This window comes from Phaeobacter sp. JH20_26, from assembly GCF_048056275.1.
In the GTDB taxonomy this organism is placed as follows: Bacteria; Pseudomonadota; Alphaproteobacteria; order Rhodobacterales; family Rhodobacteraceae; genus Phaeobacter; species Phaeobacter bryozoorum.
The window spans coordinates 69381-84349 of sequence record NZ_JAYMWL010000005.1 but is presented as its reverse complement, the minus strand read 5'-3'; the positions used below and the strand labels follow the sequence as shown (position 1 = coordinate 84349).

The window sequence follows — 14969 nt, the reverse complement described above, 5'->3', positions numbered from 1 at the left end:
CGGTGCAGCCCTCAGGCAGCGGCCATCCGGGCCCGAGGGTGTTCGCGAATGGGCAGGTGCACAATGGCGCTGAACGCGCCGATCCCGACACCGATCCACCAGACCAGCGTATAATCTCCGTAGATGTCATACATCCGCCCCCCCAGCCACACGCCCAGAAAACTACCCAGTTGGTGACTGAAGAACACGATCCCATAAAGCGTGCCCATGTAACGCAGCCCGTAGAGATGCGCGACAAGACCGGAGGTCAGCGGCACCGTCGCAAGCCACAGCGACCCCATCACGATGGAAAAAATGATGACCGAAACCGGCGTGATCGGCACCAGGATAAAGGCCGCCGCCGCAATCGTGCGGCCGGTATAGATCGCCGCCAGCAGGTATTTCTTGGAATACCGGTTGCCAAGCCAACCGGCGAGCAGGGTTCCCCCGACATTGGCCGCGCCGATCAGCGATATCGCAACCGCCCCCAATGTCGAGGTTGAGGTGATCCCCATCGAATAAAGTGCACCTCCCGGCAGGATCGGGCCGCACATCTCTGTCACAAACGCAGGGAAATGCGCCGTGACAAAGGCCAGCTGATAGCCGCAGCTGAAAAAGCCGAGGAAAATCAGCGTATAGGACGGATCCTTGAACGCCTTTACCAGGATTGCCCCCATGCTCTCTTCCAGCTCCGCCTTGGAGGCCGCTTCCGGTGCGCGCATCAGGGGCAGGGTCGCGATCAGCGCCAGAACAACGCCCGCAAACACCAGAAAAACGCTCTGCCAGCTCAAAAACGTCAGCATCCATTCGGCAGTCGGCGCGCCGAAAATCTGCCCGGCAGAGCCAGCGGCAGTGACAATTGCGAGAGACATTGACCGGTTCTCATCCGAACTGGCCCGGCCAACCACGGCCAGCACGACACCAAACCCGGTTCCGGCTATGCCGAAACCCACCAGCCATTCATAAGCCTGCATCTCAAACGGCGTGGTTGCGAAGGCGCTGAGCACCAGACCGGCTGCATAGATCAGCGCGCCGATGATGATCGCCTTGCGGTCGCCGATCTTCTCTGCGATGGCGCCGAAAATCGGCTGCCCGATGCCCCAGGCCAGATTCTGGATGGCAATCGCCAGCGAAAATTCGGACCGCAACCAGCCGAATTCCTCGGCAATCGGGATCTGAAAGACGCCAAAAGACGCACGCACCGCAAAGCTTGCCATAATAATGATGCAGCCGACAATCAGGACGGGGGTAAACAGCGGTGCGGGGCGGGTCATGATCACTCTCCTTGCCGGAGGGGCTCCGGTCAGGCGACGGTACGGAAAAAACAGGGTCGGTCAAATCAGGATTTTTGCGCCTATAGGCAAGAATATTTGATGTATTACAGCCTGCCCTTTTCCACAGAGACTTCGCGACCGCCCGCATCTGTCCTTGCAGCTGCAAAACCGCGATAGGCTGAGATATCTTTCCATCCGAAGGCCCTCAGGCTATCCCTTCCGACATGACCCATCTGACCGCGCTTTATCAGCAGAAAATCGACGCAGGCATGTTGAAGCCCGACCCTGCGCAGGAGGCCGTGCTTCCCCATTTCGACCGCATCGCCGCGGGCCTGAAAGCCCCGCCGGTGAAACGCGGCCTCTTTCGCAAGGCCAGCTATCAGGCGGTGAAGGGCCTTTATCTCTGGGGTGGGGTTGGACGGGGCAAGTCGATGCTCATGGATCTGTTTGTCGACAGCCTTGATGACGTTCCATCGCGGCGCGTACACTTTCACGCCTTCATGCAGGAAATCCACGGCAAAATGCACGAAGCGCGCCAGCAGGGGGTCGAAGACGCGCTGGCACCCGTTGCGGCAGAGGTGGCGGAGTCGGTCCGGCTGCTGGCCTTCGACGAGATGCAGATCAGCGATATCACCGATGCAATGATTGTCGGCCGCCTGTTCGAGGCGCTGTTCGCCGCTGGTGTAACGGTGATCACAACGTCAAACAGGGTGCCGGATGATCTCTATAAGAACGGGTTGAACCGGCAGCTGTTCCTGCCCTTCATCGACCTGATCAAGCAGCAGATGCAGGTCCATGAAATGGTCAGCCCGGTCGATTATCGTCAGGATCGTCTGACTGGGGCACAGGTCTATTTCTCGCCAGTAAATGCCGAGGCAAACGCCAAGATTCGCGAAATCTGGGAGGATCTCTCCGGCGGCCCGGCCCTTCCCCTGACGCTGGAGGTCAAGGGGCGAGACGTAACGCTGCCTGCCTTCCGCAACGGTGTCGCTCGGGCCGGATTTTATGATCTCTGCGGCAAAATGCTGGGTCCCGGCGACTACCTGGCCATCGCCGAGGTAGTCAAGGTTCTGGTGCTTGAGGATATTCCCCGTCTCAGCCGCAACAACTTCAATGAAGCCAAGCGTTTTGTGACACTGATTGATGCGCTTTACGAGGCAGGGGTGCGCCTCATCTGCTCAGCCGCTGCGGAGCCGGAAATGCTCTATGTCGAGGGGGAAGGCACATTTGAATTCGAGCGCACAGCCTCCCGGCTGCGTGAGATGCAGGACCGGGACTGGGGACGCGAGGGCTGAGAGCAACAAGGGGGCGCTGCCCCCTCGAAAGCACGGCTTTCTCACCCCCGGAGTATTTTTGGAAAGATGACGGGCAGCACTGGCACCGATCACCGGCGCCGTCAGTCGTCAGTCGTCAGCCGTTTTCGCGCAGAATGTGACCGGCCAGATAGAGCGAGCCGCAGATCAGCACTCGTGCCTGCGGGTCCTTGGCGACAATCGCCTGCAGCGCTGCCATAGTGCTGTCTGCCGTGCCGGCCTCGATACCCACGGATTTGGCCGCGGCCTCGGTTTCTTCGGCGCTCAGCGTGTTCACCTCATCGGGGATCGAAATCGCGGTGAGACTCGCCACATGCGCTGCCAGTGGTGCCATGTAGCCGCGCACGTCCTTGGTGTTCAGCATACCGCAGATCAGATGCGTGGGGCGCTCCGGCAGCTTGGCCAGCACATCCGCAAGCGCCACGCCCGCCGCGGCGTTATGACCGCCGTCCAGCCACAGCTCCGCCTCCGGCGCGGCCTCAACCAGCGGGCCGGTCTTCAGTTTCTGCATCCGCGCGGGCCATTCGGCGTGCAGCATCGCCGCTTCGCAGGCCGCCTCATCGGCGCCCAGATGGCGCAGCGCCGCCAGCGCCGCACCGGCGTTCTGGATCTGATGCGCGCCCAGCAGAACCGGCAGCGGCAAATCCAAGAGGCCGGTTTCGTCCTGAAACACCAGCCGCCCGCGCTCTTCCCAGACATGCCAGTGCTGGCCATAGGCGATCAGCGGCGCGCCAAGACGGGCGGCGGTGGCCTCGATCACCTCCATCGCCTCGTCAGGCTGCGGGCCAACCACAACCGGCACGCCGCGCTTGATGATGCCCGCCTTTTCGCCCGCGATCTTCGCCAGCGTGTTGCCCAGGAACTGTTCATGGTCGATCGAAACCGGGGTGATCACGCTGAGCGCCGGGGTGATCACATTGGTCGCATCCAGACGCCCGCCAAGACCCACTTCCAGCAGCGTGTAGTCGGCAGGCCTGCGGGAAAAGGCGAGAATCCCCGCCACCGTTGTTATCTCGAAATAGGTAATGTTCTCGCCGCCGTTCCTGGCGTAGCACTCATCCAGGACCTCGGTCAGATGCGCCTCGGAGATCAGCTCTCCGGCCAGCCGGATCCGCTCATGAAAGCGCGCCAGATGCGGCGAGGTATAGGCATGAACACTCTTTCCCATCCCCTCCAGCCCGGCCCGGATCATCGCCTGGGTCGAGCCCTTGCCATTGGTGCCGGCCAGATGGATCACCGGCGGCAGCTTGTCCTGCGGATTGTCCAGCGCTTCCAGCAGCCGCCAGACCCGGTCCAGCGTCAGGTCGATGATCTTGGGGTGCAGCGCCATCATGCGGGCAAGGATCGCGTCGGAGGTCTGGGTCATTCTACAGCTCACTGGCGTTGGTACAGGCGGTAAGATATGCAAACGGCCCACCCGAAGAACGAGCGGGCCGCAACATCAGAGATTATCAGGATCAGCCGCCTGAGGCCGGTGCATCTGCGGCACCCTTGGTGTCGTTCCCGGCCTGCTCGCTGGCATCCGGGGCGGGCAGGTCGCCGACAATCTGCGGCGGCAGGCCCAGCAGCATGCGGGTGATGGTGATCAGCTCGTCACGCATCTCTGTGCGCGGTGTCACGCGATCCAACATGCCGTGATCCAGCAGGTATTCGGCGCGCTGGAACCCCTCAGGCAGTTTTTCGCGAATGGTCTGTTCGATCACACGGGGTCCGGCAAAACAGATCAATGCGTTGGGCTCCGAGATATGCACATCCCCAAGCATCGCATAAGAGGCGGTCACACCACCGGTGGTCGGATGGGTCAGCACCACAATATAGGGCAGACCTGCTTCTTTCAGCATCTGCACAGCAACCGTGGTCCGGGGCATCTGCATCAGCGACAGGATGCCCTCCTGCATACGCGCGCCACCAGCGGCGGAAAACAGCACCAGAGGTCGCTTCAGTTTCACGGCCTCTTCGGCAGCGGCAATGATCGCGTTGCCAACATACATGCCCATGGATCCCGCCATAAAGGAGAAGTCCTGCGCAGCGGCTACGATCGGGGTCCGACCAATTTCACCGGCGGCCACCAGCATCGCCTCTTTCTCGGAGGTCGTCTTCTGCGCTGCTTTCATCCGGTCGGGATAACGTTTCTGATCACGGAACTTGAGCGGGTCGGCCAGAGGTTCAGGCACTTTGACTTCGGTGAAGACACCGCCATCAAACAGCGCCAGAAACCGGTCGCGTGGCGTGATGTGCATGTGGTGTCCGCAATTGTTGCAGACATTCAGATTGTCGCTCAGCTCGCGGTGAAACAGCATGGTGCCGCATTCGTCGCATTTGCGCCAGAGGTTCTCGGGAACTTCGCGGCGCGAGAAGATCGAATTGATCCGCGGCCGGACGTAGTTGGTGATCCAGTTCATAAGCCATGCCTTTGTAGGGGCGGTTTGGACCTTCAAATAAGGCCCCGCGCGTCTAAATGCAATCAGCGCCGGATGGCAAGCCGCGCAACCAACCAGCAGAAGCCCACAACCGCGAGATCCAGCCAGAGCATTTGCCGCATGACAACGGGATCCGACAGCTCAAACGGGACCAGATATAGCGCCAATCCCGACAGGCTGGTGGGCGATCCGAACAAGAGGATAGCAATGATATTATTGGCAAAATGTACTGCGATTGCGGGGCCCAGCGTGCCCGCCCGGGCGGTCAGATCCGCCATCAGCAGTCCAAACGCCCCCGCCCAGAGCGCAATGAAGGGCGCATTCACCCCGGCATCGGCCGGCACATAGTGACCAGCAGCAAAGAGGATCGACGGCACCAGAAGCCAGACCAGCGGATGAGAAAACCGCGCCGCAAGCGCCTGCTGGAGATACCCCCGGAACAGGATTTCCTCGGCGCTGACCTGCACGAATATCGCCATCAGCGCGAATGGTAGCAACAGCAGCCATTGCGCTGGTGGCAGGTTCGGCACCAGATCCGTCATCACACCGCCGTCCAGCCCGCCCGGCAGGACCAACCACAGAACGGCAAGCCCCATCATCAGGACCATCAGTCGAACGCCGGTCCGGCAGAACTGTCGCAAGGTCTGCGGTATCGGGCCGATCAGGCTGGTCAGGCCGCGTCGGTGCAACAGGCGCAGCACGCAGGCAACAGCCACGGTCACGGATAAGAAGCTGCCCAGCAGCACCAGCATGGCCACGGGCGAGCCCCCGGTCGGCAAATCACTCACCCAATCACCCGGCGCGACAGCAATCAGCAGCTGGACAGCGACATTGGTCATCGCGTAGCTGAGTACTGCCACGAGCAGCATACCAAGCAGCAGCCGCCAGATCTGCGGGCTGCGCCGGGCCGGATCGACCAGTTGCGCATGGGCAGCATAGGCCGCCATTGTGGGATCAATGGGCATTGCCGCTATGCTCCTCCGCAAGTGTACTGGTCGCAGCCACCGCCGGTGCTTGGCTGCCTGCAACATTCTGATCCGCCGCGCGGACAACACCCGCAACCTGCACCAGATGCCGTGAGACCGTTTCGAGCAGCTGCACGGCCACGCCCGCATCCGCCTCGATCACGGCACGGTACTCTTCGGCGCCAATCCTGAGAAAACGGCAATCTTCCACCGCAATCAGGTCCAATTGCCGTGTGTCGCGCAGGATAACAGCCAGATCACCGATCAACCGCCCCGGCTCAACCCGGGAAATCGGCGTGGTCTCCGGCGTTCGATCGGGCCAGTACAGTTCCGCTGTACCGGTCAGGCAGAGAAACACCGCATCGCCGCTCTCTCCAAATCGGAACACGTAATCGCCCTTGGCCACATCATGCCAGCGCGCCGAGAAGGCCAACAGACGCTGGTTCCGCGCATCCAGTTTCGAGAACAGATCTGTGCTTTGAATAAGCTCCAGCCGTTTGCCAAGGTCGTTTCGCGCAGCATTCTCCATCGGGTCGGTCAATCCGCCTTCCACCCCGTCGATGCGCCCGTTCTGAATTTTCACAAAAATATCATAGCGTTCGGGGTGATTGAATTGATCTTCCAGAAACAGCATCGTGGTATTTGGCATCAGCTCAGCAAGGCGCTCGCGTGATTTCAGCCGACTGGCGCTGTCATGACTCGCCAGCGCGCGATCAAGGATCAGGACATCAGGCCGTTTGATCGCTGCACGGGTAAAGGCCGCGCGCTCCTGAAACACCGGCTCCAGCGCCGCGCCGCCCAGACCTGCCGGCAGATCATAGAGAATAAGCGCCAGCCGCTTGCGCAGACCGTGTTCCTCCAGCACGTCGGCGACCAGATCCTCAACCTGTTTCGCCTTTGCTCCCGCGCCCAGCGACAGCCGCCCGTATAGAAGATTCTCCAACACGGTGAGACGCGGAAGATAGGCGTCGGGCGAGATCGAAATAAAGAGATCGCCCAATTGCGCCTGCAGGGTCTGCGCCATATCACGCCGCATCGTCAGGATCTGCTGCTTGAAGCGTTCCGGGAACGCGGTGCCGATCTGCTCTTCGGAAATCAGAAACGGAACCGATGCAAGCAGACCCCGCTCATCCTCCCGCAATCCCAGCACACCCAGAGTCTTCTGCCGGTCGGCAACCTCAGCGATACGTTGATAGAGCGCCTCGTCCAGCCCCAGCCGCTTGAACAGCGGATGGTCGGTATCAGCCAGACCAAAGGTCTGCCGCAGTGTTTCCATAACCCCGAGGCCAAAAGCGATCACATCCTGCTGCAAGCCATTGTCACGCAGCGCACTGATAATCGGCCCATCTTCGGCAATCAACTCTTCCGGGGCGATGGCGCGCGTGGGCGCGGCAAACAGGATATTGCCGCCCAGCGGCACCGCCGGGTTGAAACTGTCCGGGTCGAAACGGTGCACGACGTCAGACAGCCCGGCACGCTCCAGCCGTTCAGCAACCAGAGCTCGCAGCCCGATGATCTGCTGGACCAGCCCTAGATGCGGTCCGATCTGAAAACGCGTGTGCAGGGTGCGTCGAAACAGCTGCTCATCAATGCCCATCGCCTCAACCAGCTGGAACCACCAATCGCGCAGCTCGCTTTCCGATCCGAGCCCGGCCAGCGCCGGATTGATCCAATCTGCCGTCAGCGGGTCGGGGCTGTTACCCGCACGGCAGGCTTCGGTCAGCGCCCGGTTTTTGCCCCGCGCCTCGGTGTGGGCTGGCATGTGAGGTTGATCACGCAGCGGCATCAGCACATTGTCCCCGAGCGATCCGTCAAATAGGTAGGGCCGCGAATAGGCATAGCCGACGCGCGTCGCGATCACGCCTTGGTGCAGCTGATCCAGCCGATGGCCTGCAATGGTCACCGTACCTCGAAACGGCATCACCTCACGCGTCAGCAATGCGGCAAAAGCTGCGCGTTCGGCCTCGCTGCCGCTCTGGATCGCGACACGTCCCCCGGCGGGAATGGTCAGCGACAGATCTTCAAGCACCATATTGCCATCGGCGTCCTTCACCGAAACATTGCGCAGCTCAATCTCCCCGCGCAGATGGGGAATATCGGCGGGCACACCGTCGATCAGCGTCTCCGGGATCATCCCCTTGGGCGAGAAACGATCGGTCATGATCGACCAGCGCAGGCTCATGTCCTGCACCTGATTATAATAGGTCAGCAACTCCCGCCACGGCGCGGAAAGGTCCTTGTAAGCTGCCAGCGCCGCCACCAGAGCGCCCACTGTGATATCGCCGCGGATCGCCAGCACCCCTCCGGCGGAATAGAACACAAAAGGCGTCAGATGGCCGATCATGTTGTTGAGGAACTTCATGAAGTATTTCTTGCTGTAGATGCGTCGCCGAATATCGAACAGTCGCCCCAAACGCGTCGAAATCTGCGCCAGCCGGTAGCGTCGTCCGCCATTGATCCGCAGATCGCTGATCCCGGCCGCCGTTTCACCGATCTCGGCCGAGAAAGCCCGCACCTCCTGGATACGATCCTTGTTCAGCAGGTTGATCTGCCGTTGCAGCATCGGGATGAGCCAGGCCTGTAGCGGGATCAATGCGATGGACGCGAGACCGAACCACAGACTCTGCATGAACAGGAACACGACGATCGTCAGCATCTGCCCGGCCTGAAACACCGGCTGGGCGACGGCATCCCCCATCAGCCCGCCCATCGGCTCCGACTCCGAGGTGATCATCGACACAAGTTCACCTTGGCTCGTGGTGCGGAAATAGGGCGTGGGAAAGCGCATCATCCGGTTGATCAGCGTATAGCGCAGACGTCGCAGCAGTCGCTCCGCCACAACCCCCTTCATGGTATTGAGACGCATCTTCAGCAGCCCGCTGATCAGAACCGCAGCAAGGAACCCAAAACAGAGCAGCAGCAGGTAATCGACCTGGCCAATCTCCTGGCCCAGTACCTCAACCTGATCCATCGGTGCCCCGATGGCGTCATTGATGATCCGCTTGGGCAGTTCCAACGCAGCGTAGAGAAAGGGGAATGTGACCATGGTCAGCGCCAACAGACCTATCTGCTGGCGCCGTGAATAGGTCCAGATGAATGAAAACAGGGTGGATTGCATCCCCTGCTCCTCTTACGTGTCGGAAGGTGTCAGCGCGAAATCGCCTGCTGGCTCTGCAGCGGTCAGACCCTAATCACTGCCCCCTGACATTACAAGGCAACACCCGGCCGACTTTTGCGTGGGCTGCTTGCGACAGAGGCGCCCCCGGACTATTCCGGAATCGAGCAAGACAACGACAGGCAGAGACCACCGTGACCATCATAAGCGACGGAAAAATAGTATCTATTTCTGATGGAACGCAGTCAGAGGCACAAACGGAAAACGGGTATCGGTCCGCTCAACACCGGCTATCCGGTTGTTGCTTTTCTACCGCGATTGCACAGTGGCTTTGCGATGGCGCACGCACGACGTTGCAGGTGACCGGCTGCCACCGACTGTATCGGCGTGCTCTGACCCTGCTTGCCGCCGCCGCTCTGGCCGCCTGCACCGCCGATTCAGGCCTCTCGCTGGTGGGGGCCAAGACTGAGCCGCAGCCCGGGGATATCACCCGGATGAGCTTTGCCAGTGACACCATTCATCTGGTGCCACCAGCCGGCTTCTGCATCGATCCCCGCATGACGGGCCATCGCGCCGAAGGTGGGTTTGCCATCGTCGTTCCCTGTTCCAGTCTGCGTCCAGGCCCCGCCAGTCGCAACCGCGCCTTGATCACCGTCGCTGTCGGACCCGCTGGCCCAGCGGATGCGGCATTGACCAGCGCTGATCTGTTAAAGACAGCACCCGGCGCCCGGCTGGTCGCTGAGCGCAACGACATGATGCTGCCGCTGGTCAAGCTGAACATGCCGGACCACCGCGCTCGTGGCGCCAGCCCCGTGCACTGGCGCGGCGCCTTCGTGCTGAACGACCAACTGGTGGCCGTTGCGCTCTACGCGCCCAGCGGCAGCCGCAACCTTGGTCGACGCGGCGCACAATTGCTGAACGAACTGACCGCAAAAACGCTCGAAGCATCGGTGACTGCCGATCTTGATCCCGCTACCGATGGTATCACCCGGTGATATCCACGCCAGAACGGCGGGCGCGATGACACGGCGACGCGAGCTGCCAAGCACCAACCATCCAAACGGATTTCCGCTTCCGAGTTTGTCAGCGGTCACCGCTTTGGCTAGGGTCGAAGAAAACAATGAAACGCTGCTGCTTTGCCGCATCGCCGAAAAGCATGACTCGCAGGACAGGATATTGAGCCAATGGGCAGGACAATAGAAAAACTGCTGTTCGCGCGCGTTCTCAGGCGTTGGCGTCGGCTGGCACAGCAGGCGTCGAAAATGCCCCTCAGCCGTCTGAGGGAACAACGCAATCGCGCCCGAACCCTGCGCCTGCATCTGGACCGGCTCATTCACATCGCCGAAGGTCGGCTGGCGCTGCCGCAGGTGGGCTCGAACGCTTTTCCCCGCCCTCACGGCACCGACTGGGGCTGGCGGCCCGAACTGTGGCGTGGCCCGCTGCCGGTTCCCGGTGCCTCGGCCGTCGCCAGCAAAACACGGCTCGGCGGAGAGGTGGAGCTGTTTCACGACTGCACCGTTTCCGAACTCACCCTGCGCCAGCTGCGCAACAACCGCGAGGAAGACCTCGCCCCTTATGGTGTGCGTCTGGATGTGTTCGGGTTTGACGGCTCGTTCCTGTCACTGGTCATCGAGTTGCCGCAGGACGTCACCGCAGGGCTGAACCGTGACCATCTGCTGCGGGTGGACTGCACGCTTGAGACGGAAAAACCGATCGAGATCTTTGCCCGGCTCAATATCAAACACGGCCCGAATACTGAACAGATGGTGCGGGAACTGCCGATGGGCGACAAGCGCACCCATGTGGAATACGACCTAGCCTATGCTGAGTTGAACGAAAAACGGGTCGAGCGGCTTTGGCTGGAGCTGATCTTTGAAGCCCCGGAAATGAACCAGGTGACCCTGCGCGATGTCACTCTGTCACGTAGTCGCCGCGCCAGCCTGTAACCCACATTCGAAAGGCCGGACATGAGCCAACTGACATTGACCAAAATTCGTTTTCGCGAGGGGCTCTGGGAAGGCCGGATCACGGGGTCCGGTCACAGCGCCTCCGCCCCGCTGATTGAGGTCCGGCACCTGGATCGCCCGGTTCGCGATGTTGCCCTGACCGAAAGCGACACCGCAGGCGAATGGTCGCTGACAATCCCGATCCCAACCGAAGCGATCGCCGACGGGGTGCAGAGTTTTGTGATCTACGACCTCAAGAGCGATGTCAAACTCGGCGATTTCACCCTGATCTGCGGTGAACTCACGGGCGATGACCTGCGAGTCGAGGTCGAGCTTTTGCGCGCCGAACTTGACATGCTGAAACGCGCCTTTCGCCGCCACTGCGTCGAAAGGCAATAACCGCGTCACGCCGGGCTGGGCTAACTTATCGTCTCTAACACGAGCCCCGTTGCCTGCAGCCAACAGCGCGACTGCTTTAATACGCGTCTCAGCTGCGCGACGTCGTCAGCGCCAGGAACACGTCTTCCAGATCCGCCTCCTCGGTCTTCACATCACGGATGGAGATCCCTGCGGCGCGTACCGCTGAGAGCACCTCCTCGGCGCTGGTTGCGTTGCCATGATAGCGCAGGATCACTGCCCCATCGCCGCGCAACTCCGATGTGATCCCCTTACCGGCTGGCAGTTTCGTCACCGCCGCCGCAGGATGCACCACCATCGCCTTGGCGTCCAGACGCCCCAGCAGATTGGCGGTGGTGTCGCGGGCAACCAGCTCGCCCTGGTTGATGATTGCGATCTCATCACACATTTCCTCGGCCTCTTCGAGGTAATGGGTCGTCAGGATGATTGTCATGCCCTGCGCGTTCAGCTTGCGGATGTTCTCCCACAGCATCTGGCGCAATTCGATATCCACACCTGCTGTCGGCTCATCCAGCACCAGAATATTCGGATGATGCACCAGCGCCTTGCCCAGCAACAGCCGCCGCTGCATTCCACCGGACAGAGTTCGCGCATAGGCATGTGCCTTGTCCTCAAGCCCGACCATACGCAGGATCTCATCGCTGCGCCGCTCGGATTTTGGCACACCATACAGCCCGGCCTGCACTTCCAAGGCGCCACGTGGACTGAAAAACGGATCAAGATTCAGCTCCTGCGGCATCACCCCGATAGCCGCCCGGGACTGACGCGGATTTTCATCCTGGTCAAAGCCCCAGATCGTGACCTTGCCTGCGGTTTTCAGAACCAACCCGGCCAGGATGTTGATCATCGTGGATTTGCCGGCACCGTTGGGACCAAGAAGACCAAACACAGAGCCACGCGGAATGCTCAGATCCACACCTTTCAGCGCGGCTTTCGCGGGTTGCCCCCTGCGGCCCTTGTAGGTTTTTTGCAAACCTTCAATACGGATTGCGTCCTCTGTCATCGCGGCTCTTGCCCCCGGTTTTCCCTTGGCTCATAAAAGCCCCTAAACGATAACCAAGAGGACCGCCAGAGATGACCATCGAAGCGCCGGAAACCAAGATCGTGGACAGCTACCGCGTCGCCTGCGACGGCAGCGAAGGTGCGCTGGGACATCCGCGGGTCTACCTGCAAATCCCCGAAGCCGAAGGCTTTGTCGAATGCCCCTATTGCGACTGCAAGTTTGTCCATAAGGATGCAGCACAGAACCAGGCGTAACCGCCTGAAAAAAATCACAAGATTGGAAACGCCGCCGGAACGGGCGGCGTTTTGCGTTTATGCCAACACCTGCGCCAGCTCGTGAAAAGTGCGACGAGGTTGAGGCGAATTTTAGTGATCAAGACGGCGTCGATCCGGTCGCGGTAGCGGATTCTTTACGATGATGATGCACAGGATAGAAGGTATATCTGCTGCTACCGGAGACTGTGATGTTCAGCGTCGTTCAATGCATTACGCAAGAACACAGCCTCGGCCTTGTGACCGTGGCTGCGCTTGTCTGCGTCATCGGTTCCTGTCTTTCCGTCCTGATGACACAGCGGCTCGGTCAGACCGTCGGTAATCGCAAAATCGTCCAGCTGGTGCTGACCAGCCTGATCAGCGGCGGCACCGTCTGGACCACCCATTTCATCGCCATGCTTGCTTTTGATCCCGGATATGTCCACGGATATGATCCGCTGATCACGGCACTGTCCCTGGGTGCAGCCGTTGTCGGTATGCTGATGTCAAACGGTGTCTACGCCATTGCACATTCGACCAATCACCGCGTTGCGGCCAGCGGCGCGATGTTTGGCCTCAGCGTCTCGACCATGCATTATCTCGGGATGAGCGGCTATCTACTGCCAGGAGAGATCGTCTGGCAGACCACACCGCTCATATCCTCCATTCTGCTGGGCACGGTGTTCGGAATGGCGACCTATCAGTATCTCACCCGGTTCAACACCGGACGGCATTGGCTTGTTGCCGTCGCCCTGATGACGCTGACGATCTGTACGATGCACTTCACCGGCATGTCGGCCATCACCGTACAGCTCAGCCCACTGTATTCCGTCCCGCCCGAGGTGATCTCGGATGCGACACTTGGCCTGTTTGTTCTGGGTACGATGACGATCATCCTGGTGATCGGCTTTGCGGCGCTCAGCATCGAAACAAACGTCGAAAGCGAGGCCCGCGACCAGCTGCAGCACGCCGCCCTGCACGATCCCCTGACCGGACTGCCCAACCGGATGTCCCTGACGCGCAAGATGGCCAGTCTGACCGACTTGCTGGCGCGCGACGAGACCGAACGCGTTGCCGTGCTGACCCTTGATCTCAATCTGTTTAAGGAAATCAACGATCTTTATGGTCACGCAGCCGGGGATGCTGTTCTGATGACCGTGGCCGACCGGCTGAATAGCGTTCTGGAGAAAGATGAATATATCGCGCGCGTCGGCGGCGACGAATTTGTCGCTCTAAAGCAAGGGTTTCGCAGGGTCGATCAGGCCATGGCCTTTGCTGAGCGGCTGCACGCCTTGACCATCGAGCCGGTGGATTTTGACAACACATCGGCGATCGTCGGTGTCGCCATCGGTGTTGCCACCAGCCTGGAAGACGGCCGCGACCTGCGCGATCTGCTGCACAAGTCGGATGTGGCCATGTATCGTGCCAAATCGGACGCAGACCGGCACATATGCCTGTTCAATGCGCAGATGGAAAAACACAACCGCGACCGTCTGGAACTGGTCAACGATCTGCGGCAGGCCTGCATCGCGGGCAATCAGTTCGAACTGGCCTATCAGCTGCAGAACGATCTGCGCTCTCTCGCTCCCATCGGGTTCGAGGTTCTCCTGCGCTGGAACCACCCGGAAAAAGGCCGCATTCCCCCCGACACCTTCATTCCCATCGCCGAGGAAACCGGGTTGATCCGCGAAATCGGCCTTTGGGTTCTGCGCACGGCCTGCCGAGAGGCAAGTGGTTGGCCCGAGCAATTCAACATCGCGGTCAACGTGGCGCCACAGCAGCTGATGCAGCCCTCTTTCGTCGAACATGTCTCCGACATCCTGCTGGAAACCGGCCTTGCTGCTGAACGTCTGGAACTGGAAATCACCGAGGCCAGCATTATCGACGATCAGGTCCATACCCTGAAGGTCATGCAACAGCTGAAAAACATGGGCCTGCGGATCGCCATGGATGATTTTGGCACCGGCTACTCGTCGCTCGCGATGCTGCAAACCTTCCCCTTTGACAAGATCAAGATCGACCGCAGCTTCGTACAGGACGTCCACAAAAACGATCAACGGGCGGCAATTGTCCGATCCACCCTGCTCCTGGGCGCTGCGCTCAATATCCCGGTCCTGGCCGAGGGTGTCGAGGTAGAGGATGAATTGCAGTTCCTGCGCACCGAGAAATGCGCCTCCGTACAGGGGTTTTACTTTGGCCGACCAATGGCACGGGACGAAATGCGCCTGATCGTCGAGGCGAACAAACAGGCAAAAACAGCCTGACGCCAGCCGACATCACAAAGGC

The 14969-nt window shown here is 60.4% G+C and carries 12 protein-coding genes; 6 read left to right on the top strand and 6 right to left on the bottom strand.

Going from position 1 to position 14969, the window contains the following annotated elements; genetic code table 11:
- Positions 1-11 precede the first annotated feature (11 nt).
- The gene (locus VWY60_RS02115; protein ID WP_340546424.1) at positions 12-1253 is read right to left on the bottom strand and encodes an MFS transporter; all 1242 of its coding nucleotides are present in this window, start codon (positions 1251-1253) and stop codon (positions 12-14) included.
- A gap of 224 nt (positions 1254-1477) precedes the next feature.
- Here VWY60_RS02115 and zapE point away from each other — a divergent pair, with 224 nt between their 5' ends.
- Positions 1478-2548 (top strand): cell division protein ZapE, encoded by a 1071-nt coding sequence (gene zapE / locus VWY60_RS02110; protein WP_340546423.1) that lies wholly within the window; start codon positions 1478-1480, stop codon positions 2546-2548.
- 115 nt (positions 2549-2663) lie between these two features.
- Here zapE and VWY60_RS02105 read toward each other — a convergent pair whose 3' ends face one another.
- From VWY60_RS02105 to VWY60_RS02090, 4 genes are all read right to left on the bottom strand, one after another.
- Entirely contained in the window at positions 2664-3932 is a 1269-nt protein-coding gene (locus tag VWY60_RS02105; protein ID WP_416540853.1) for a bifunctional folylpolyglutamate synthase/dihydrofolate synthase, read from the bottom strand.
- 91 nt (positions 3933-4023) lie between these two features.
- A complete protein-coding gene (gene accD / locus VWY60_RS02100; RefSeq protein WP_416540852.1) occupies positions 4024-4968 on the bottom strand; it encodes an acetyl-CoA carboxylase, carboxyltransferase subunit beta in 945 nt (314 codons plus the stop codon).
- A gap of 62 nt (positions 4969-5030) precedes the next feature.
- The gene (locus tag VWY60_RS02095; RefSeq protein WP_416540851.1) at positions 5031-5951 is read right to left on the bottom strand and encodes a CPBP family intramembrane glutamic endopeptidase; all 921 of its coding nucleotides are present in this window, start codon (positions 5949-5951) and stop codon (positions 5031-5033) included.
- Complete coding sequence (locus VWY60_RS02090; RefSeq protein ID WP_416540850.1) at positions 5941-9069, bottom strand: ABC transporter transmembrane domain-containing protein; 3129 nt, start codon at positions 9067-9069, stop codon at positions 5941-5943. The genes VWY60_RS02095 and VWY60_RS02090 overlap by 11 nt, the downstream gene beginning before the upstream one ends.
- Positions 9070-9425: 356 nt before the next feature.
- Here VWY60_RS02090 and VWY60_RS02085 point away from each other — a divergent pair, with 356 nt between their 5' ends.
- The 3 genes from VWY60_RS02085 to VWY60_RS02075 all read left to right on the top strand — a co-directional run bounded on the left by VWY60_RS02085 (position 9426) and on the right by VWY60_RS02075 (position 11411).
- Positions 9426-10061, top strand: coding sequence for a hypothetical protein (locus VWY60_RS02085; protein ID WP_416540849.1), 636 nt, complete (start codon positions 9426-9428; stop codon positions 10059-10061).
- Positions 10062-10250: 189 nt separating this feature from the next.
- Positions 10251-11012 (top strand): DUF6478 family protein, encoded by a 762-nt coding sequence (locus VWY60_RS02080; RefSeq protein ID WP_340546417.1) that lies wholly within the window; start codon positions 10251-10253, stop codon positions 11010-11012.
- 21 nt (positions 11013-11033) lie between these two features.
- Positions 11034-11411 (top strand): hypothetical protein, encoded by a 378-nt coding sequence (locus tag VWY60_RS02075; RefSeq protein WP_416540848.1) that lies wholly within the window; start codon positions 11034-11036, stop codon positions 11409-11411.
- 88 nt (positions 11412-11499) lie between these two features.
- Here the strand turns inward: VWY60_RS02075 and VWY60_RS02070 are convergent, their stop codons facing one another.
- The gene (locus VWY60_RS02070; RefSeq protein ID WP_416538274.1) at positions 11500-12432 is read right to left on the bottom strand and encodes an ATP-binding cassette domain-containing protein; all 933 of its coding nucleotides are present in this window, start codon (positions 12430-12432) and stop codon (positions 11500-11502) included.
- A 71-nt stretch (positions 12433-12503) separates the two neighbouring features.
- Between VWY60_RS02070 and VWY60_RS02065 the strand changes: the two genes are divergently transcribed.
- Together VWY60_RS02065 and VWY60_RS02060 are read left to right on the top strand one after the other, a co-directional pair.
- On the top strand, positions 12504-12686 hold the full coding sequence (locus VWY60_RS02065) for a zinc-finger domain-containing protein (protein ID WP_340546414.1): 183 nt from the start codon (positions 12504-12506) through the stop codon (positions 12684-12686).
- A gap of 209 nt (positions 12687-12895) precedes the next feature.
- Positions 12896-14947, top strand: a complete 2052-nt coding sequence (locus tag VWY60_RS02060) for an EAL domain-containing protein (protein ID WP_416540847.1) — start codon at positions 12896-12898, stop codon at positions 14945-14947.
- Positions 14948-14969: the final 22 nt, after the last annotated feature.